Source organism: Lentzea sp. NPDC036955, assembly GCF_055608005.1.
Window position 1 is genome coordinate 271,431 of the sequence record NZ_JBVJRC010000007.1, and the last position, 18,609, is coordinate 290,039.

Here is an 18,609-nt window from a genome sequence, read left to right on the forward strand (position 1 = left end):
GCCAATGGAGATGTCGTTCGGCCGCACGCACCCCCCGCGATCGGCCCAACTAGTTCCGAAAGCAAATACCGGTCACTCGCCGAGCGAGTCGACCTCCTTGCGCAGCCGGACCAGGGCGCGGTGCTGCGCCACCCGCACGGCACCGGGCGTCGAGCCGACCGCCTCCGCCGTCTCCTCGGCCGACAAGCCCACGACGACGCGCAGCCGCACGATCTCGCGCTGCTTGTCCGGCAGCACCTCCAGCAGCCGCGCCATCCGCCGGGACAGGTCGCCGTCCACCGCACGCTGCTCCGGTCCCGCCGCCCGGTCGGCCGACTCGGGCAGGTCGGAGGTCGGTTCGGAACGGTTGCGCGCGGCGGCGCGGTGGGCGTCGGCCACCTTGTGGGAGGCGATGCCGTAGACGAACGCCAGGAACGGGCGGCCCTGGTCGCGGTACGAGGGCAGCGAGGTCAGGACGGCCAGGCACACCTCCTGGGCGACGTCGTCGGCCGACGTGGTGCCCCGGACGCGGGACCGGCAGTAGCGGACGATCATCGGGCGGATCGCCTCCAGCAGCTTCGCCACGGCGCCGCGGTCGCCGGCCAGTGCGCCGGCGACGTGCTCGTCGGCTGTCTCCTGCCTCCCCATCAGATCAGGACGCTGGCCTCGGCGACCTCCCTGCGCAGCCGGCCCAGGGCACGGTGCTGCGCCACGCGCACGGCGCCGGGGGTCGACCCGACCGCGTCGGCCGTCTCCTCGGCCGACAGACCCACGACCACGCGCAGCAGGAGGATCTCGCGTTGCTTCTCGGGCAGCACGCGCAGCAGCTTCGCCAGCGCGCCGTTCAGCTCGCCCTGGAGGGCGAAGTCCTCGGGACCGGCGCCGCGCGAGACCTGGTCCGGCACCTCCGCCGTGGGCTCCGCCCGGTTGCGGGCGAGCGCGCGGTGGGCGTCGGCCACCTTGTGCGCCGCGATGCCGTAGACGAAGGCCAGGAAGGGGCGACCTTGGTCACGGTAGTTCGGCAGCGCTGTCAGCACGGCCAGGCACACGTCCTGCGCGACGTCGTCCGCCGTCGTGGCCGAGCGGCCCACGCGCGCGCGGCAGTACTTGACCACCAGCGGTCGCAAGTAGCGAAGCAGCAGGTCGGTGGCCCTGCGATCCCCGTTCACCGCTGCACTGACCACCTCAGCGGGTAATGCCGAACTTTCCATCCGAGCGTCCCCTCGTCCTCGTCCCGCAGAGGAGACGTGCGGATCGTCACTCCTTATGCGGAAAGTAGGGGCAACTTCTGAACGTCACTCGTTTGGAGCAATGAACAACGACTCGTGGAACGCGGAGAGGAACGACTGAAGGCAACCGGAACCTTCCGGTTCCGCCGTTCCAGTGAGTTCGTCACGAGCAATCACCCGATGCCGTGCCTTGCCCACGACGGTCCGCCACGGCTCTCGCGTAACGCGATGAGCACGTCCCCGCGATCAGCAGAGGAGCAGCGCCCGGTCAGATGAGCTCCTCGACCCCCACCGACGACCGCAGCTTCGCGAGCGCGCGGTGCTGCGCCACCCGCACCGCACCCGGCGTCGACCCGACCGCCTCCGCCGTCTCCTCGGCCGACAGGCCCACGACCACGCGCAGCACCAGGATCTCGCGCTGCTTGTCCGGCAGCGCCGCCAGCAGCCGGCCCAGCCGCACCGACAGCGACCCGAGCAGCGCGTGCTGCTCAGGGCCGGGCACGGTGGACGGCCCGTCCGGGACCTCGGCGACCGGCTCCGCGCGGTTGCGAGCGGCGGCGCGGTGGGCGTCCGCGACCTTGTGGGCGGCGATGCCGTAGACGAACGCCAGGAACGGCCGGCCCTGCTCGCGGTAGGTCGGCAGCGCCGTCAGCACGGCCAGGCAGACCTCCTGGGCCACGTCGTCGGCCGACGTCTGCGCCCGTTCGCCGTGCCCGACGCGCGCCCGGCAGTACCGGGTCACGAGCGGGCGGACGGAGGCCAGCAGCCGCTCGACGGCAGGCCGGTCACCCGCGACGGCCTCGTTGACCAACGAGGCCAGCAGGTCGGAACTCTCCATGGCGCGGGTCCCTACGTCGACTGGCGAAGACTACATCTTTCGCCGCAGAGTCGTTTGGGGCCACTCCCCGGGACTGCATTCGTCCCGAAAGCAAAGGCTCAGTGCGTGCGGCGGGCGAGCACGTGCAGCCGGGCCGCCACGTCTCGCAGGGGAGACCGCCGCGCGGCGGCCAGCTCGAGCTCCGCCAGTGCGTCGGCCGCACCCGGATTCGCATCCAGCACGACGCCGGGCACCAGGTCGGACACCACGCCGTGGCCCTGCAGCAACTCGACCGACAACCCGGCTTCGAGGACGAGCTTCTCGAGGCCCGCCACGTCGAACCGGCGCTGCAGCGGGTCGCGCGTGCCCGCCAGCTGACCGGCGTCGTCGTCCAGCAACCGGCGCGCGTCGACGATCCGCCCGGCGATCGCGCGGTGCAGGATCGCCGCGAACCGGTTCGCCACCAGCACCGACACCGCGCCGCCCGGCGTCACCGCGGCGGCCAGCGCCGTGAGCGCGGCGGACGCGTCGTCCACGACCTCCAGCACCCCGTGCGCGAGGACCACATCGGCCTCACCGGCGGGAACACCCAGCGCGTCGGTGTCGCCCTGCACCGCGTTGATCTTCACGCCGGCCTCGCGCGCACGGGTGTGCAGGGTGGCCAGTGCGTTCGGCGAGGGCTCCACGACCGTGACGGCACAGCCCGCGGCGGCGAGGGGCACTGCCCACACGCCGCTGCCGCCGCCGACGTCGAGGACGCGGGGCGGTTCGCCGCCCCTGCGCTCCCGCGCGGCGGTCAGTTCGGCGTCGAGCACCCTGTGTACGGCGTCCGGTCGCATGGCACACAGCGTAGGAGACCCTAGAGTAGGTCTGTGCATACGGTGTCCGTGCTCAGCCTCAAGGGAGGCGTCGGCAAGACGACGGTGGTGCTCGGCCTGGCCTCTGCCGCCCTCCGCCGTGGTGTCCGCACTCTGGTGATCGACCTCGATCCGCAGTGCAACGCCACGTCGACGCTGGAGCCCGAGGATCCGAAGGCCAGCATCTACGACGTCCTGAAGGACCCGTCGGAGGAGAACCTGGAACAGGCGATCCGCCCCAGCAGGTGGGGTGACGGCATCGACGTCCTGTCCGGGTCGGAGGACGCCGAGCTGCTCAACCACCCCGACCCCAACGAGTCGCGCCTGCACCGGCTCAAGACCGCGCTGCGCACGTTGCGCGACATGTACGACGAGTTCCCCTACCAGCTCGTGCTGCTCGACTGCCCGCCCTCACTGGGCCAGCTGACCCGTTCCGCGCTGGTCGCGGCCGATCGCGCACTGCTGGTGACCGAGCCCACCATGTTCGCCGTGGCGGGCGTGCAGCGCGCGTTCGAGGCGGTGCAGAACGAACGTGAGAAGAACAACACCGACCTGCAGCCGCTGGGCGTGGTGGTGAACCGGGTGCGGCCGCGCTCGCACGAGCACCAGTTCCGCATCGACGAGCTGCGCGACATCTTCGGCCCGCTGGTGATGCCGGTGGCGCTGCCGGACCGGCTCGCGGTGCAGCAGGCGCAGGGCGCGTGCATGCCGATCCACGAGTGGGGTACTCCGGGCGCACGTGAGGTGGCGCTGGCGTTCAACCTGCTGCTGGCCCGGATCCAGCGCATCTCCCGCAGCCGCCGCCGCGCGGTGCACCACGACTTCGACGACGACGAGATCCAAGAGGCGGTGGATGCCTGAAGGCGACACCGTCTTCCTGGCCGGCCATCGGATGAACGATGCGCTCGCCGGGAAGACGCTGGTGCGCGGCGAGCTGCGGCACCCGAGGCTGGCCGCGGTGGACCTGGCCGGGCTCGACGTGCTCGGTGTGCGCACGTACGGCAAGCACATGTTCACCCGGTTCTCCGACGGCAACAGCCTGCGCAGCCACTTCCGCATGGACGGCGCGTGGCACCTGTACCGGCCGGGCGAGCGCTGGAAGCGGCCGGGGCACCAGGCGCGGGCGGTGCTGGAGGTCGACGACCGGCAGGCCATCGGGTTCGCGTTGCACGACATGGAGCTCCTGCCGACGGCACGCGAGGACGAGCTCATCTCCCACCTCGGGCCCGATCTGCTCTCCCCCGGCTTCGACGCCGCCGAGGCGGTGCGGCGGTTGACCGCGGACCCCGACCGGGCCATCGGCATCGCGTTGCTGGACCAGCGCGTGATGGCCGGTGTCGGCAACCTCTACCGCGCGGAGGTCTGCTTCCTGCTGCGCATCCTCCCGACGGCGCCGGTGTCCGCGGTGGACCCGGCCCGAGCGGTCGCGCTGTCGCGGAAGCTGTTGCAGGCCAACCAGTGGCGGCCGGAGCAGTCCACGACGGGCGACCTGCGCGTACAGCACTACGTCTTCGAACGCACCGGCAGACCGTGCCTGCGGTGCCGCACCAGGGTCCGGTCGGGCGAGCTCGACGGCAGGTTCGTCTACTTCTGCCCAAAATGCCAGTCCGGTTGAACCGAAGGGCTCGTCCGGCCGTGTCCTTCGACATGGCGGTAAATCTGGATGCGCTGCGCCCGGGCTTCACCGACGACCCGTACCCGGTGCTGACGAGCCTGCGCGAAGCGGGTCCCGTGCACCGGGTCGAGAACTTCGGCGCGCCGATGTGGCTCGTGACCCGCTACCCCGACGTGCGGGCCGCACTGGACCACCCGCTGCTGTCCTCGCACGGCGCCGCGCTCGCCGAGCCCCTGCGCGGGCACCCGCACTTCGCGTCGTGGTGGTTCGGCGACCTGTCGGACCACATGATGAACAGCGACGCCCCCGACCACACCCGCCTGCGCCGCGCGGTGTCGAGCGAGCTGACCCCGCGCCGCATCGCCGCGCTGCGCCCGCATGCCGAGCAGCTCGCGACGACGCTGGTCGAGGGGTTCCTCGACGCCGGGCGCTGCGACCTGGTCGCGGACTTCGCGGCGCCGCTGCCGATCACGCTGCTGGTGGAACTGCTCGGCGTGCCCGCGGTGGACCAGGAGAACTTCCGGTACTGGGCGGACGTGGTCACCGGGCTCGCCGACGGTGACGCCGCCTCCGCCCGCGAGGAGGCCTCGGGCTACCTGCTCGACCTGGTGGCGCACAAGCGGACCTCCGGCGACGACGACCTGATCGGCGGGCTGGCCCGTGCGAGCGGCGAGGCCGCGCTGTCCGACCGCGAGCTCGCCTCGCTGGCGTTCCTGCTGCTCGTAGCGGGGTACACGACCGCGGTCGACCTCGTCGGCAACGGCGCGCTGGCGTTGCTGCGCCACCCGGAACAGCTGGAGCTGCTGCAACGCTCGTCGTCGCTGCTGCCGGGCGCGATCGAGGAGTTCCTGCGGTTCGACGGCCCTGCCTCGCACCTGCTGCGGTTCGCGAGCGGGGACCTGACGATCGGCGGCGTGCGAATCCCCGCCGGTGACGTGGTGCTGCTGTCGCTGGCCTCCGCCGACCGCGACACCACGCGCTACCCGCGGGCCGACCAGCTCAACATCGAGCGGGCGGATCGGCAGCACCTGGCGTTCGGGCACGGCATGCACTTCTGCCTCGGCGCGCCGATGGCTCGGCTGGAGGGCGACGTGGCGTTCCGCGCGCTGCTGGGCCGCTGCACGGGGCTCGCCCTGGACACCGCACGACCGCTGGGCTGGCGGGTGTCGCTGGGCAGCCGGGGGCTGCGGTCGCTGCCGGTGCGGTTCCTGGCCAGGCCGGCCGTGCCGCTCGACGAGCAGGCGACGGTGAAGGTGCCCAGGCCGTCCTGACCGGCGCTGGCGGACGAGAGCCGGTGCGCCCGTTCTGAACTGGCGTTATAGGGTGGGCGCGTGGTCTACAAGCAGGTGGTTCGCAAGGCGTTGTTCTCGATGCACGGTGGCGACGCGGAGCGGGTCCACGAGACCACGCTCGCCGCCATGGCCCGGCTCAGCCCGCTGGCCAGGTTCGCGCGGGGCCAGAACAACCCGCGCACCGTGTTCGGCGTCCGGTTCCCCAACCCGGTCGGGCTCGCCGCCGGTCTCGACAAGGACGGCAGGGCGCTGCCGGCGTGGGCCGCGCTGGGCTTCGGGTTCGTGGAGGTCGGCACGGTCACGTGGCACCCGCAGCCGGGCAACCCCAAGCCGCGGCTGTTCCGCCTGCGCGAGGACGAGGCGATCATCAACCGGATGGGCTTCAACAACGCCGGAGCGCGCGCGCTCGCGCAGAAGCTCGACAAGACCACCCTCAGGGCGCCGCTGGGCATCAGCCTGGGCAAGTCGAAGGTCACCCCGGTCGAACACGCCGTCGAGGACTACCTGAACTCGCTGAGCGCCCTTCAGGACCACGGTGACTACTACGCGATCAACGTCAGCTCGCCCAACACCCCCGGCCTGCGCAGCCTGCAGGACAAGGGCGCGCTCACCGAGCTCGTCGCGGCGATGACGCGGGCCACCGAGAAGCCGATGCTCGTCAAGATCGCGCCCGACCTCACCGACGACGCCATCGCCGAGGTCATCCAGGTGTGCGTGGACCACGGCATCAAGGGCCTCATCGCCACGAACACCACCCTCGGCCGCGAGGGCCTCAGGAGCCCCCACAGGGACGAGACAGGCGGTCTGAGCGGCAGGCCGCTCACCCAGCGGGCGAACGACGTCGTCCGGTTCATCACGAAGAACAGCGACCTGCCGGTGATCGGCGTCGGCGGCATCGCGACGCCCGACGACGCCCTGCGCATGATCGACGCGGGCGCGAGCCTGGTGCAGCTCTACACCGGTTTCATCTACGAGGGTCCCGGCCTGGTGAGCCGGATCAACGAGGCGCTACGCGGGGTGCCGGGCGGCGCGTAGCCAGCGCATCACCGGGTGCAGGATCACGACCAACAGCGACCCCCACACCAGGCCGCCCATCTTCAGCGAGCCGATCTCGATGGTCAGGTCGCCGACGCCGGCGACCAGCGCCGCCCCGCCGACCATGGCGTTGACCGGGTTGGTGAGGTCGACGCCGCGGTCCATCCAGATCCGCACGCCGATGAGCACGATCAGGCCGTAGAGCACCAGCGTGCACCCGCCCAGCACACCGGGCGGGATGGTGCCGAACAGCGCGATGGCCTTCGGGGAGAACGCGAGCAGCACGGAGAGCACCCCGGCGACCGCGAACGCCGCCGTGGTGTAGATCCGGGTCACGGCCATGACGCCGATGTTCTCGGAGTACGTCGTCGTGCCCACGCCCCCGCCCAGGCCCGAGAGCGCCGTGGACAGGCCGTTGGCGATGATCGCGTCGCCCGCGCTGCCGTCGAGGTTGCGGCCGGTCAGCGCGGCCACCGCCTTGACGTGGCCGACGACCTCCGCGACCAGGACGATCACCACCGGCAGCATCAGCAGCACGACGGACGGGCGCAGCTCCGGCTGGTGCAGCTGTGGCAGCCCCACCCAGGACGCCTCGCGCAACGCCGTGAACCGCGCCGGCGGCACGGCACCGGCCAGCACCCCGCCGGCCCAGACGCCGACGAACCCGACCAGCACCGAGAACCGGACCAGCAGCCCGCGGCCGAGGACACCGGCCAGCAGGACCACGCCGGTCGTGATCGCGGCCAGCGCCGGCTGCTCCGCGAAGTGCGAGGTGGCCTGGTGCGAGAGGTTCAGGCCGATGATGACCACGACGGCACCGGTGACGACCGGCGGCATGACCGACTCCAGCAGCCGCACGCCGAGCGCCTTGACGGCGATGCCGACGACGATCACGAGCAGACCGGCGGCGACCACCCCGCCGAGCTGCGCGGCGATGCCCTGTTCACGGGCGGCCACCAGCGGCGCGACGAACGCGAAGGACGAGCCGAGGTAGCTGGGGACCCGGTTCTTGGTGATCAGCAGGAACAGCAGCGTGCCGAGGCCGGAGAACAGCAGCGTCGTGGCGACCGGCAGGCCGGTCGCGGTGGGGACCAGCACCGTCGCGCCGAACATGGCGACCAGGTGCTGCACGCCGAACCCGATGGTGAGCGGCCAGCTCGCCCGCTCCTGCGGTGCGACGGCCTCACCGTCGGTGACCCGACCGTCCCCGTGCACGGTCCACAACGCCAACGCACTGCCTCCCGGCAACCCACCCGGACTTCCCGCTGCCCGGCCCCGGAATCCTGCCACGCCTGGTAGTGGCCACGGCTAGATAACGGTCTGATAATCACACGATTGCCGTAAATATCTCCAGCAATCCACGCCGATAGACGCACGTGATTACCCAGGGTGACGATTAATACGCTGAATAGCCTGTCACGTCCCGCATTGCGGACGCGAGACCGGCCATGTGGTCGGTGGCGTCGTCCAGCACCATGCGCGGGTCCCGGAACGCGGTGCTCGCCGCGAGCGCCTGGCCCGCCGCGGCCACCAGCGCACAGTAGCGGTCCACGCCGTCGGCCAGCTGGATCCGCAGCACCCGCACACCCTCGACGAGCGAGCCGCGCTCCAGGTGCGGCGCGGTGTCGCGGGCCCGTTCGACGGCTTGGAGCTGCGCGGACACCGAACGGATGGCGGCCGACGCCTCCTGGGCGGTCTGCCGGGCGTGCTGGATCGACTCCGTCGGCAACGAGGTGAGCGCCGGCGAGTCGAGCTGCTTCAGCAGCTCGGTCATCGTGTCCTCGGCGCTGTGCAGCTTCTCCATCGGCACCCGTGCCGCGGAGATGTGCGCGGGCAGCGGCGGCCGGGGCGGTGGCGGCGGGCTGAGTGCGAGCCGCTGCCGGGCCGCGCCGATCTCGCGCAGCTTGAAGCCGCTGCGCACGGCGAGGACCGCGGGCACTGCCGCGCCGACCGTGCCGGCGACGGCGGCCCAGGTGCCCAGCACGCCGGTGAAGCCGAAGACGGCCAGCGTGCCGAGCATCGTGATCAGGATCGCCCAGAACGTGAGCACGGCGTTGGTGCGCTTGCGCCTGCGTTCGAGCTTCGCGACCGGGTCGTTCCACCTCTGGAGGCGGTAGCGCGCCTGCTCGGCCAGCGGGTGGCCCTGGAGCGACGCACCCAACTCGCCGACGACCTTGCGGACGATCTCGTTGTTGGGACGGTTTCTCCAGGGCTCCATGATCACCTGCTGACTCCTCCTGCCCCGCTCAGTTCTGAGCCGGCGGGACCTGCTGCTGCGTGGTCTTCTGCTCGTGCTGCACGCGCTGCGCGATCTCGGCCTGGATCTGCGCCGCCGCGCTGTTGCCCTGGGTGACCTGCTGCGGCGTGTTCGCCTGGCCACCGTGCATGGACGCGCGGATCTGCTCCAGCCGCGACGAACCGGCGAGCTGGGTGGTCGAGGCCTGCACCTCGAGCATCCGGCCCTGCACCGAGTTCTGGGCGAGCTCGGCGGACCCGAGCGCGGTGGAGTAGCGCTTCTCGATCTTGTCGCGGACCTCTTCCAGCGACGGCACGTTGCCGGGCGCGGCGAGCTCGCTCATCTGGTTCAGCGACGCGGAGACCTGCTCCTGCATCTTCGCCTGCTCCAGCTGGCTGAGCAGCTTCGTGCGCTCGGCGAGCTTCTGCTGCAACATCATCGAGTTGCGCTCGACGGCCTGCTTGGCCTGTGCGGCGGCCTGCAGCGACTGGTCGTGCAGCGTCTTGAGGTCCTCGATGCCCTGCTCCGCGGTCACGAGCTGGGTGGCGAAGCCCTGCGCCGCGTTCTCGAACTGCTGCGCCTTCTGCTCGTCGCCCTTCGCGCGCGCCTCGTCGGCGAGCACGAGCGCCTGGCGCGCGGAGGCCTGCAGCTTCTCCACGTCGCCGAGCTGGCGGTTGAGCTTCATCTCCAACTGCCGCTGGTTGCCGATGACGGCCGCGGCCTGCTGAGAGAGCGCCTGGTGCTGACGCTGCGCCTCCTCGATGGCCTGCTGGATCTGCACCTTCGGGTCAGCGTGCTCGTCGATCTTGGACGAGAACGATGCCATCAGGTACTTCCAGAACTTCACGAACGGACTGGCCATCTCCTACGCCTGCCTTCTCGGTGCCGGTGTTGGATCCATCGTCTCAATTGTGCGTCGGCGTATCCACCGACACGGGGAGATATCCGGGAACACCCTGACCCCACCCCGGGACTGAGGAGAACACGCCTGACGACGTGCAATCCTGCCCGCACCCGCGTCCTGGGACGCGGTGACCCCACCCGCTGTGGCCAAGCCGTTGTCTCCCGTTCAGCCGACGGGGGTCGTTGTCAGTTGAACGCACGAGCGCACGATGTTGTTGCAGCGAGTCACGTGGCGGCGGCCACAGCGGTTCTCAGCGCCCTCTCAGCTCACCAGAACGCCAGCGGCCCCGCTCACCAGGGGGCGAACGGGGCCGGAGAACGACATGGGTGGTTATGCGGCGGCCACTGCCTTGGGCGGCTCGCCGATCTTGCTGGTGAGCCGGTGGCTGAGCATCGGCTGCAACCGCAGGTCGGACAGGTCGTCCGAGAGCGTCGTGGGCAGCACGCGGCCGCCCTCCAGCTTGCCGCGCCCGTGGTCCGCACGACCGCTCTGAACGGTGTCCGGCACCGTGTCCGGCGTCTGCTGGACGGCGCCGATGTCGGAGGCGACGTGGTGCAGGAGCTCGGACAGCGGCAGTTCCAGTGCCTCGCAGATGGCCGCGAGGAGCTCGCTGGACGCCTCTTTGCGGCCGCGCTCCACCTCGGACAGGTACCCCAGGCTCACGCGGGCGGTCCGAGAGACCTCGCGCAGCGTGCGGCGTTGGTTGGTGCGGGCATGGCGAAGCCGATCACCGATCGCCTCGCGCAGCAGCACGGTCATCGCGCGCCTCCTTCCGGCCGGCCGTGTCCCTACGTTACCGATCGACACCGACAACGGGCAGTGACTTCCGAACACGTCCGCCCAGGGCGAACGAACGGTTGGTCGTCATTTGTTCCCGTCCGCGGTGCCCAGCAGCTCGTCCGAGAGCAGGACCAGGGCTTTTTCCACCGCTGTGAGACGGACCGCTTTTCGGTCGCCACTCACGGTGATGGTCCGCACCGTGGACACTCCAGGCCCGCTCAAGCCGATGTGGACCGTGCCTGGAGCGACGCCGTCCTGCGGGTCCGGTCCGGCGACCCCGGTGAGCCCGATCCCCCAGTCCGCCCCGCACCTGGTCCGGGCACCGCCGGCCAGCTGGAGGGCCACCTCGGGGTGCACGGCACCGTGCTCGTCGAGCAGCTGCTGGTCCACGCCTGCGAGCTCGTGCTTGAGCTCGGTGGCGTAGACGATCAACCCACCGCGGACCACGGCACTCGCCCCCGGTGTGTCGACGATCGTCGCGCACAGCAGACCCGCGGTGAGCGACTCGGCCGTGGCGACGGTCTGGTTCCTCGCCTTGAGCAGATCGACCACGTTCGTCATGCGACGGCCCGATCTGCCCTTGCTTTCATCTTGAACGCCCTGATGACGTAATCGATTCCCGTCACCACGGTGAGCACCAGCGCCAGTGCCATGATCGCCCACGCGACCAGCTCCAGCACGTCGTTCCCCGGCAGCACGAACAACCCGATCGCGATGACCTGCGCGAGCGTCTTGGCCTTGCCGCCGCGGCTGGCCGGGATGACGCCGTAGCGGATCACCCAGAACCGCAGCAGCGTGATGCCGACCTCGCGCACGGCGATGGTGATCGTGATCCACCACGGCAGCACGTCGAGGATGCTCAGCCCGACCAGCGCGGACCCGGTGAGCGCCTTGTCCGCGATCGGGTCGGCGATCTTGCCGAAGTCGGTGATCAGGCCGTGCTTGCGGGCGAGCGTGCCGTCGATGTGGTCGGTGAAGCTCGCGACGGCGAACACGCCGAACGCGATCAGCCGCCAGGTCGTGTCGAAACCGCCAGCTTCGAACAGGGAGAACAGGAAGACCGGAACGAGGACCAGCCGCGTCATCGTCAGGATGTTCGCGACGTTGAGCAGCGGGACCTTCCGGGCCTCGGTCATGTGCCCACTACCCCGATCGGCTCGACCACGAGGTCGACGCCCTCGGAGTCGACGACCCGGCAGCGGACGAGGTCACCGCGCTTGAGGTCCTCGGCTTCGAGCACGATGCACTCGCCGTCGACCTCGGGCGCCTGGTGCTCGGCGCGCCCGACGCAGTCGCTCTCCTCGTCCTCCTCGTGCTCGATGAGCACGACGACCTCGGTGCCCACCCGGTCCTCGGCGCGCTGGCTGGTGAGCTCCTCGACGAGGTTGCCGATCCGGGTGACCCGCTCGGCGATGGTGTCGGCGTCGAGCTTGCCGTCGAGGTCCTCGGCCTCGGTGCCGTCCTCGTCGGAGTAGCCGAAGATGCCGACCGCGTCCAGGCGCGCCTCGGTGAGGAACCGCTCCAGCTCGGCCAGGTCCTCCTCGGTCTCACCGGGGAAGCCGACGATGAAGTTGCTGCGGATGCCCGCCTCGGGCGCGTGCTCGCGGATCTGCCACACGAGCTTGAGGAAGCTGTCGGTGTCGCCGAACCGGCGCATGCGCCGCAGCACGTTCTCGCTGGAGTGCTGGAACGACATGTCGAAGTAGTTCGCGACCTTGTCGGTCTTCGCGATGGCGGCCACCAGGCTCGGCTTGGTCTCGGCCGGCTGCAGGTAGCTCACCCGCACCCGCTCGACGCCCGGGATGCCCGCGAGACGCGGCAGGAGCTGTTCGAGCGCACCCTGCTCCCGCGGCAGGTCCTTGCCGTAGCTCGTGGAGTTCTCGCTGACGAGGAAGAGCTCCTTGACGCCGTTCTCGGCGAGCCACATGGCCTCGGACACGACCTCGTCGGGGTGCCGCGACACGAACGCGCCGCGGAAGCTCGGGATGGCGCAGAAGCTGCACCGCCGGTCACACCCGGACGCGATCTTCAACGGCGCCACGGGCGCGTCGTCGAGCCGCTTGCGCTGGACCTTCGTCGGCCCCCAGCCGTGGCCGGGCACCTGCACCGCGTCCTTGGCCTCCTGGCGCTTGACCGGCGTGATCGGCAGCAGCGTGCGCCGGTCCACCGGCACGTGCGACTCGACCGGCTTGCCGTGCAGCACGTCCTGCAGCCGCTCGGCCAGGTCGTTGTACTGGTCGAACCCCAGGACCGCGGCCGCCTCGGGGAGGCTGTCCGCGAGCTCCTTGCCGTACCGCTCGGCCATGCACCCGACCGCGACGACCTTGGCGCCGGTGTCGGACGCGGCGAGCAACGTGTCGACCGAGTCCTTCTTGGCCTGCTCGACGAAGCCGCACGTGTTGACGACGACGACGTCCGCGCCCTCGTCCACCAGCTCCCAGCCGCCCTCGCCGAGCCGTCCGGCGAGCTCTTCGGAGTCGACCTCGTTGCGGGCGCAGCCCAGGGTCAGCAGCGACACGCGTCGCGGAGTGGTGGGAGAAGACACGGCGCTCAGCGTAACCGCCCCGGGTGCCGACGCTTGAATCGCGCTGCCGGGACGTCCGGGCCCGGAGTGTGCGAGGCGACGTATCCACAATCTGTCCACTTCTCGCTACTTCCGTGAGTGCACTCTTCGGCACGTGCTCGTCGAGGCGTTGAGGTCGGGGTACGCGGTGCCTGCGCTGCTGCTGGTGTTCGCGCTGGTCAGCCGACCTGTCTGGGTGGAGTTGGCGCGGACGTTCCGCGAATGGGTGCGATCGGCCGCTGTCCGGCGTCGCGCCGACCTGGAGGAGAAAGTGGTCAACCACGCCCTGCACAGCCGGTCCGAGAACCAGCGCAGGCACTCCGTGGAGATGCTCCGCCTGCTCCTCAACGCGCCCGAGCCCTCTCCCGGGGAGCTACCGCCTCCCGATCCCGAACCGGTCGAGAACCCCGACGAGGGCGCGGCCCATACTTGACGGTTGTGACCAGTGGGGTAGTCGTGCGGCGCGCCCGCACCAGCGACGTGCGCGCCATGAAAGCGTTGATCGACGGGTATGCCGGCAAGGTCCTGCTCTCCAAACCCCTGGTCACGCTGTACGAGGCGGTCCAGGAATTCTGGGTGGCCGAGGAGGACGGCGAGCTGCTCGGGTGCGGCGCCCTGCACGTGATGTGGGAGGACCTGGCCGAGATCCGCTCCGTCGCCGTGTCCCCCGTCGCGCTGGGCCGCGGGGTCGGGCACCGGATCGTCGCCCAGCTCATCGCCACCGCGAAGGAGCTGCAGCTGGCCCGGATCTTCGTGCTCACGTTCGAGACGCGGTTCTTCGGCAAGCACGGGTTCGTGGAGATCGAGGGCACGCCGGTGAGCCCGGAGGTCTACGAGGAGATCATGCGGTCGGTGGACGAGGGTGTCGCCGAGTTCCTCGACCTGAGCTACGTGAAGCCGAACACGCTCGGCAACAGTCGGATGCTCCTGGAGCTATAACCCTTCGAGTATTCACTCGAAGAGTCTTGACTCGACTAACGCGGGCGCACCAAGCTCGTACCCGTGTCCGAATCGCTCACCATCGACGAGCTCGCCGCCCGTGTCGCGCTGCCCAGCAGCACCATTCGGATGTACCAGACGAAAGGTGTGCTGCACGCGCCGAGACGGCAGGGGCGCGTGGCGTACTACGACGCCTCGCACGTCGAGCGGCTGACGTTGGTGCAGCGGTTGCAGCAGCGGGGGTTCTCACTGCCCGCGATCGCCGAGCTCATCGCCGCGCGCGAGAAGGGTGAAAGCGTCGCCACGGTCCTCGGCATGGGTGAAACCGAGGGGCCGGACGACTGGGTGCGGATCAAGGTGCGCGACATCAAGCACCTCGTGCCCATGGGTGAGGTCCAGCCGCGTCTCCTCCTCCGGGCAATGCGGCTGGGTCTCGTCCGCTGGAAGTACGGCTGGCCGCACGCGCGCAGGTGGGCCCTCGAAGCCGGTGGGCGGCTCGCGGGGCTGAGGGTGCCCAGCGACGACGTGATGGACAGCTTCACCCGGCTCCGCGCGGCCACGGACTCCATTGCGGCGGACTTCGTGCGGTTGTTCGAGCAGCGGTTCTGGCCGGAGCTGGCCCGCAAGGCCGGTGACGACAACCAGTTGGAGAACGTCCGCTCGCTGCTCGTCGAGCTGACCTTCACCGCGGAGACCGCGGTGGTCGGCACGCTGCGGGAGTCCATCCGGGACGCGGCGGAGGAGTTCGCGGCGCGGCACGGGTTGTTGCCCAGCGACGACTTCCAGCCCGCGTGGGCCGAGCAGCCGTTGCCGCCGATCGCCGAGAACATCGTCGATCCGGCCGGTGACCTGCCGAGCGAGCAGGAGATCGAGAACTTCCTGCGCAGAGGGGACGAGGACGAGCCTGGTCGCTGACCCGGCCTGGTGCTCGTCGTGCGCACCACGCAGTCTGTCCGATGTGGACCCCGAGAGCTGAGCGGCGGTTCAGCAGTGGCGGCACGAACCGCGGTGCGGTCACCTGACGTTCACCGGATCGTGTCTACCGGCACCTGTGGATCACCGGCTACAACGGAACGAGACCCCGCTCACACACAGAGGAGCCCGTCATGTCGAAGACCGTGCGCTCGGCATTCGTGGGTGTCGCCGCGTCCGTGGCCCTGATCTTCACCGGCGCGCCCGCCCAGGCCGTGGACATCGTCGCGGTCACCGACGACTACGTGTTCACGAAGACCGTCGGCCAGTTCACAACACTGCGTGCCCAGCAGCCCTACGCGGACCAGCTCGACTGGTCGTCCGACGGCTGCTCGTACTCGCCGGACAGCCCCTTCGGCTTCAAGTTCCAGCCCGCCTGCCACCGCCACGACTTCGGCTACCGCAACTTCAAGCGGCAGTCGCGCTTCACCGATGCGAACCGGCTGCGCATCGACAACCGCTTCAAGTCCGACATGTACGGCATCTGCGCCGGCAACTGGGCGTGCAACCGCACGGCCGACGTGTACTACGCGGCCGTGCGCCAGTTCGGTGGCAGCGGCTCGTCGACGGCGGCCACTCTGCAGCAGGCCGGGCTGCGGTAGGTCGCCCGGCACTGTCAGACCCGCTGAGTACGTTGAAACGCAGGGGTCCCCGATCAGGGGGTACCCCTGCGTCAGCGTTCGACGGGAGAGGAACGGGCGCGGCCGGACCTCGCCGAGCCGGACCTCGCCAGGCCAAATCTCGCCAGGCCAGACTTCGCCGAGCTGGACCCAGCCAAGCCGGACCCAGCCAAGCCGGACCCAGCCAAGCCGACCTCGCCAAGCCAGTCCTCACGCCCCCAAGCCCGCCCCATCACACCGGACCCGTCAGCCCACCCGAGCCCCGAACGGCCCAGACGCCCTAGTCCTCGTCGCCCGGCCCGCCACCGCGCATCAGGTAGATCACCGACTCCAGCTCGTCCGGCTTGATCAGCACCTCCCGCGCCTTCGACCCCTCCGACGGCCCGACCACGCCCCGCGTCTCCAGCAGGTCCATCAACCGGCCGGCCTTCGCGAAGCCCACCCGCAGCTTGCGCTGCAGCATCGAGGTCGAGCCGAACTGCGAGGTCACGATCAGCTCGGTGGCCTGGACGAGCAGTTCGAGGTCGTCGCCGATGTCGGCGTCGATCTCCTTCTTCTCGCCGGCCTTGGCCGCGGTGACGCCGTCGGTGTACTCGGGCTGTGCCTGGTTCTTGGTGAAGTCGACGATCTGGGCGATCTCCTCGTCGCCCACGAACGCGCCCTGGATGCGCACCGGCTTGCCCGCGCCCATCGGCAGGTACAGGCCGTCGCCCATGCCGATCAGCTTCTCGGCGCCGGGCTGGTCGAGGATGACCCGCGAGTCGGTCAGCGAGGAGGTCGCGAACGCCAGCCGTGACGGCACGTTCGTCTTGATCAGGCCGGTCACGACGTCGACCGACGGGCGCTGCGTCGCCAGCACCAGGTGGATGCCCGCGGCACGCGCCTTCTGCGTGATGCGGACGATGGCGTCCTCCACGTCGCGCGGCGCGGTCATCATCAGGTCGGCGAGCTCGTCGACGATCGCCATGATGTACGGGTACGGGCGGTACACGCGTTCGGAACCGGGGGGTGCGCTGATCTCGCCGGACTTCACCTTGCGGTTGAAGTCGTCGATGTGGCGCACCCGGTTGACCTGCATGTCCTGGTAGCGCTGCTCCATCTCCTCGACGAGCCACGCCAGTGCCGCCGCGGCCTTCTTCGGCTGCGTGATGATCGGCGTGATCAGGTGCGGGATGCCCTCGTACGGCGTCAGCTCGACCATCTTCGGGTCGATGAGGATCATCCTGACCTCGTCGGGCGTCGCGCGGGCCAGCAGCGAGACCAGCATCGAGTTCACGAACGACGACTTGCCGGAACCCGTGGAGCCCGCGACCAGCAGGTGCGGCATCTTCGTCAGGTTCGCGGTGACCATGTGGCCCTCGATGTCCTTGCCGAGGCCGATCACCATCGGGTGCGTGTCCTTGACCGTCGAGCCGGCGCGCAGCACGTCGCCGAGGCGCACCATCTCGCGGTCGCTGTTCGGGACCTCGATGCCGACCGCGGACTTGCCGGGGATCGGTGCGAGCAGCCGGACGTTGTCGGTCGCGACCGCGTAGGCGATGTTCTTGGTCAGCGCGGTGATCTTCTCGACCTTCACGCCGGGGCCGAGCTCGACCTCGTAGCGCGTGACCGTCGGGCCGCGGGTGAAGCCGGTGACCTGGGCGTCGATCGAGAACTGGTCGAGGACGCCGGTGATGGCCTCGATCATCTGGTCGTTGGCCTTGCTGCGGGCCTTGGGCGCGTCGCCGTCCTTGAGGATGGTCGGCGGCGGCAGCTGGTAGTCGCCCTCGACGGCCCGCACGGCCATCGCCGGGGCGGGTGCCTTCTTCGCGGACTCCTTCGGCGCGGGCTTCGGCGCCGGTTCCGGTTCCTCCAGCGGCAGCTCGATCTCCGGTTCCGGCTCCACCGGTGCCACGGCCTGGCGGCGGCGCGACGGGCGCCGCAGCTTGACCGGCTTCGGTTCCTCCTCCGGCAGCTCGTCGTCCTCGTCCGCGAACACGTCGGTCTTCTGCCGCGGGTGCAGCAGGGACCGGATCCGCTCGGGCGCCTGGCGGATCGGCGTGTGCGTCACGACCAGCAGGCCGTAGGAGAAGATCAGGAACAGCAACGGTCCCGCGACCCAGGACGTGAGGCCCTGCGCCAGGAACCCGCCGGCCAGGTAGCCGAGGGCGCCACCGGCGTCGCGGCGGGCGACGGGGTCCATCGGCAGGCCGCCGATGAGGTGGAACATGCCGAGCACGCCGATCATCATCAGCAGCGAGCCGATGATCAGCCGCGGCCGCGCGTCGGGCACGGCGTCGGTGCGCATCAACGTGATGCCGATGCCCAGCAACACCACCGGCACGATCACCGCGGGGAACCCGACGGAGCTGCGCACGGCGACGTCCACCCATTGGCCGACGGGACCACCCGCCTGCCACCACACACCGGCACCGGTGATGAACGCCAGCGCGATCAGCAGCAGCCCGAGCCCGTCACGGCGGTGCTCGGGATCGAGGTCCTTGGTGCGGCTCACCGTGCGCACCACACTGCCGACGCCACGTCCCACGCCGCCCCACACAGCGCTGACGGCGCCGCCGCTCTTGCGCGCGGGGGGCTTTCTGGACGCGGTGGACCGCGCCCGTGGCTTCGCTGGTGCTTTGCCGCGTGACGTGGTCTTTCTCGAAGTCCCTGTGCGCCCGGCCATGTGTACAAGGTAGTCCCTTGCGCCTCACCAGCCTCGTTCGCAACTGGGACGCGCGCGAAACCCCATCGTTCACCCGTTCGTGCACGAAGACGATCCGACACGCCGT

At 70.3% G+C, this 18,609-nt stretch carries 20 protein-coding genes; 8 read left to right on the top strand and 12 right to left on the bottom strand.

Going from position 1 to position 18,609, the window contains the following annotated elements; all coding sequences use genetic code 11:
- Positions 1 to 72 precede the first annotated feature (72 nt).
- From ACZ7CF_RS24995 to ACZ7CF_RS25010, 4 genes are all read right to left on the bottom strand, one after another.
- Entirely contained in the window at positions 73 to 627 is a 555-nt protein-coding gene (locus tag ACZ7CF_RS24995; RefSeq protein WP_360390574.1) for a sigma-70 family RNA polymerase sigma factor, read from the bottom strand.
- Positions 627 to 1,190, bottom strand: a complete 564-nt coding sequence (locus ACZ7CF_RS25000) for a sigma-70 family RNA polymerase sigma factor (protein ID WP_360390576.1) — start codon at positions 1,188 to 1,190, stop codon at positions 627 to 629. The genes ACZ7CF_RS24995 and ACZ7CF_RS25000 overlap by 1 nt, the downstream gene beginning before the upstream one ends.
- A gap of 286 nt (positions 1,191 to 1,476) precedes the next feature.
- On the bottom strand, positions 1,477 to 2,046 hold the full coding sequence (locus ACZ7CF_RS25005; protein WP_458430713.1) for a sigma-70 family RNA polymerase sigma factor: 570 nt from the start codon (positions 2,044 to 2,046) through the stop codon (positions 1,477 to 1,479).
- A gap of 98 nt (positions 2,047 to 2,144) precedes the next feature.
- Positions 2,145 to 2,864, bottom strand: a complete 720-nt coding sequence (locus ACZ7CF_RS25010) for a class I SAM-dependent methyltransferase (protein WP_360390581.1) — start codon at positions 2,862 to 2,864, stop codon at positions 2,145 to 2,147.
- Between the two features lie 33 nt (positions 2,865 to 2,897).
- Here ACZ7CF_RS25010 and ACZ7CF_RS25015 point away from each other — a divergent pair, with 33 nt between their 5' ends.
- The 4 genes from ACZ7CF_RS25015 to ACZ7CF_RS25030 are packed head-to-tail and all read left to right on the top strand — an operon-like array spanning position 2,898 to position 6,824.
- Complete coding sequence (locus ACZ7CF_RS25015) at positions 2,898 to 3,743, top strand: ParA family protein (RefSeq protein ID WP_360390583.1); 846 nt, start codon at positions 2,898 to 2,900, stop codon at positions 3,741 to 3,743.
- Entirely contained in the window at positions 3,736 to 4,497 is a 762-nt protein-coding gene (locus tag ACZ7CF_RS25020) for an Fpg/Nei family DNA glycosylase (protein WP_470370711.1), read from the top strand. Before ACZ7CF_RS25015 ends, ACZ7CF_RS25020 begins: the two co-directional genes overlap by 8 nt.
- A 32-nt stretch (positions 4,498 to 4,529) precedes the next feature.
- A complete protein-coding gene (locus ACZ7CF_RS25025) occupies positions 4,530 to 5,768 on the top strand; it encodes a cytochrome P450 family protein (RefSeq protein WP_470370712.1) in 1,239 nt (412 codons plus the stop codon).
- A 60-nt stretch (positions 5,769 to 5,828) separates the two neighbouring features.
- Positions 5,829 to 6,824 (top strand): quinone-dependent dihydroorotate dehydrogenase, encoded by a 996-nt coding sequence (locus tag ACZ7CF_RS25030; RefSeq protein ID WP_360390590.1) that lies wholly within the window; start codon positions 5,829 to 5,831, stop codon positions 6,822 to 6,824.
- Here the strand turns inward: ACZ7CF_RS25030 and ACZ7CF_RS25035 are convergent.
- From ACZ7CF_RS25035 to rimO, 7 genes are all read right to left on the bottom strand, one after another.
- Positions 6,798 to 8,039 carry a uracil-xanthine permease family protein gene (locus tag ACZ7CF_RS25035; protein ID WP_458430710.1) on the bottom strand — a complete coding sequence of 414 codons (1,242 nt, stop codon included), beginning with the start codon at positions 8,037 to 8,039 and terminating at the stop codon, positions 6,798 to 6,800. The two genes, ACZ7CF_RS25030 and ACZ7CF_RS25035, sit on opposite strands and share 27 nt — an antisense overlap.
- 181 nt (positions 8,040 to 8,220) lie before the next feature.
- Positions 8,221 to 9,042, bottom strand: a complete 822-nt coding sequence (gene pspM, locus ACZ7CF_RS25040; protein WP_470370713.1) for a phage shock envelope stress response protein PspM — start codon at positions 9,040 to 9,042, stop codon at positions 8,221 to 8,223.
- Between the two features lie 28 nt (positions 9,043 to 9,070).
- On the bottom strand, positions 9,071 to 9,922 hold the full coding sequence (locus tag ACZ7CF_RS25045) for a PspA/IM30 family protein (RefSeq protein WP_360390597.1): 852 nt from the start codon (positions 9,920 to 9,922) through the stop codon (positions 9,071 to 9,073).
- Positions 9,923 to 10,294: 372 nt separating this feature from the next.
- On the bottom strand, positions 10,295 to 10,723 hold the full coding sequence (locus tag ACZ7CF_RS25050) for a helix-turn-helix domain-containing protein (RefSeq protein ID WP_470370714.1): 429 nt from the start codon (positions 10,721 to 10,723) through the stop codon (positions 10,295 to 10,297).
- A gap of 105 nt (positions 10,724 to 10,828) precedes the next feature.
- A complete protein-coding gene (locus tag ACZ7CF_RS25055) occupies positions 10,829 to 11,305 on the bottom strand; it encodes a CinA family protein (protein ID WP_458430709.1) in 477 nt (158 codons plus the stop codon).
- The gene (gene pgsA, locus ACZ7CF_RS25060; protein ID WP_470370715.1) at positions 11,302 to 11,880 is read right to left on the bottom strand and encodes a CDP-diacylglycerol--glycerol-3-phosphate 3-phosphatidyltransferase; all 579 of its coding nucleotides are present in this window, start codon (positions 11,878 to 11,880) and stop codon (positions 11,302 to 11,304) included. The genes ACZ7CF_RS25055 and pgsA overlap by 4 nt, the downstream gene beginning before the upstream one ends.
- A complete protein-coding gene (rimO, locus tag ACZ7CF_RS25065; RefSeq protein ID WP_360390608.1) occupies positions 11,877 to 13,289 on the bottom strand; it encodes a 30S ribosomal protein S12 methylthiotransferase RimO in 1,413 nt (470 codons plus the stop codon). The genes pgsA and rimO overlap by 4 nt, the downstream gene beginning before the upstream one ends.
- 133 nt (positions 13,290 to 13,422) lie before the next feature.
- Between rimO and ACZ7CF_RS25070 the strand changes: the two genes are divergently transcribed.
- From ACZ7CF_RS25070 to ACZ7CF_RS25085, 4 genes are all read left to right on the top strand, one after another.
- Positions 13,423 to 13,740, top strand: coding sequence for a hypothetical protein (locus ACZ7CF_RS25070; RefSeq protein ID WP_470370716.1), 318 nt, complete (start codon positions 13,423 to 13,425; stop codon positions 13,738 to 13,740).
- A gap of 5 nt (positions 13,741 to 13,745) precedes the next feature.
- Positions 13,746 to 14,246, top strand: a complete 501-nt coding sequence (locus ACZ7CF_RS25075) for an amino-acid N-acetyltransferase (RefSeq protein WP_360390615.1) — start codon at positions 13,746 to 13,748, stop codon at positions 14,244 to 14,246.
- Between the two features lie 63 nt (positions 14,247 to 14,309).
- A complete protein-coding gene (locus tag ACZ7CF_RS25080) occupies positions 14,310 to 15,161 on the top strand; it encodes a MerR family transcriptional regulator (RefSeq protein ID WP_458430705.1) in 852 nt (283 codons plus the stop codon).
- Positions 15,162 to 15,352: 191 nt separating this feature from the next.
- Positions 15,353 to 15,820, top strand: a complete 468-nt coding sequence (locus tag ACZ7CF_RS25085; RefSeq protein ID WP_470370717.1) for a phospholipase — start codon at positions 15,353 to 15,355, stop codon at positions 15,818 to 15,820.
- A gap of 298 nt (positions 15,821 to 16,118) precedes the next feature.
- Here ACZ7CF_RS25085 and ACZ7CF_RS25090 read toward each other — a convergent pair whose 3' ends face one another.
- Positions 16,119 to 18,503, bottom strand: coding sequence for a DNA translocase FtsK (locus tag ACZ7CF_RS25090; RefSeq protein ID WP_360390623.1), 2,385 nt, complete (start codon positions 18,501 to 18,503; stop codon positions 16,119 to 16,121).
- Positions 18,504 to 18,609 lie beyond the last annotated feature (106 nt).

What these genes read in the sequence shown, in the direction of transcription:
- ACZ7CF_RS24995 (WP_360390574.1), bottom strand. Translation starts at nt 627, where the DNA reads ATGGGGAGGCAGGAGACAGCCGACGAGCACGTCGCCGGCGCACTGGCC.
- ACZ7CF_RS25000 (WP_360390576.1), bottom strand. Translation starts at nt 1,190, where the DNA reads ATGGAAAGTTCGGCATTACCCGCTGAGGTGGTCAGTGCAGCGGTGAAC.
- ACZ7CF_RS25005 (WP_458430713.1), bottom strand. Translation starts at nt 2,046, where the DNA reads ATGGAGAGTTCCGACCTGCTGGCCTCGTTGGTCAACGAGGCCGTCGCG.
- ACZ7CF_RS25010 (WP_360390581.1), bottom strand. Translation starts at nt 2,864, where the DNA reads ATGCGACCGGACGCCGTACACAGGGTGCTCGACGCCGAACTGACCGCC.
- ACZ7CF_RS25020 (WP_470370711.1), top strand. Translation starts at nt 3,736, where the DNA reads ATGCCTGAAGGCGACACCGTCTTCCTGGCCGGCCATCGGATGAACGAT.
- ACZ7CF_RS25025 (WP_470370712.1), top strand. Translation starts at nt 4,530, where the DNA reads ATGGCGGTAAATCTGGATGCGCTGCGCCCGGGCTTCACCGACGACCCG.
- pspM (WP_470370713.1), bottom strand. Translation starts at nt 9,042, where the DNA reads ATGGAGCCCTGGAGAAACCGTCCCAACAACGAGATCGTCCGCAAGGTC.
- ACZ7CF_RS25045 (WP_360390597.1), bottom strand. Translation starts at nt 9,922, where the DNA reads ATGGCCAGTCCGTTCGTGAAGTTCTGGAAGTACCTGATGGCATCGTTC.
- ACZ7CF_RS25050 (WP_470370714.1), bottom strand. Translation starts at nt 10,723, where the DNA reads ATGACCGTGCTGCTGCGCGAGGCGATCGGTGATCGGCTTCGCCATGCC.
- ACZ7CF_RS25055 (WP_458430709.1), bottom strand. Translation starts at nt 11,305, where the DNA reads ATGACGAACGTGGTCGATCTGCTCAAGGCGAGGAACCAGACCGTCGCC.
- pgsA (WP_470370715.1), bottom strand. Translation starts at nt 11,880, where the DNA reads ATGACCGAGGCCCGGAAGGTCCCGCTGCTCAACGTCGCGAACATCCTG.
- ACZ7CF_RS25085 (WP_470370717.1), top strand. Translation starts at nt 15,353, where the DNA reads ATGTCGAAGACCGTGCGCTCGGCATTCGTGGGTGTCGCCGCGTCCGTG.
- ACZ7CF_RS25090 (WP_360390623.1), bottom strand. Translation starts at nt 18,503, where the DNA reads ATGGCCGGGCGCACAGGGACTTCGAGAAAGACCACGTCACGCGGCAAA.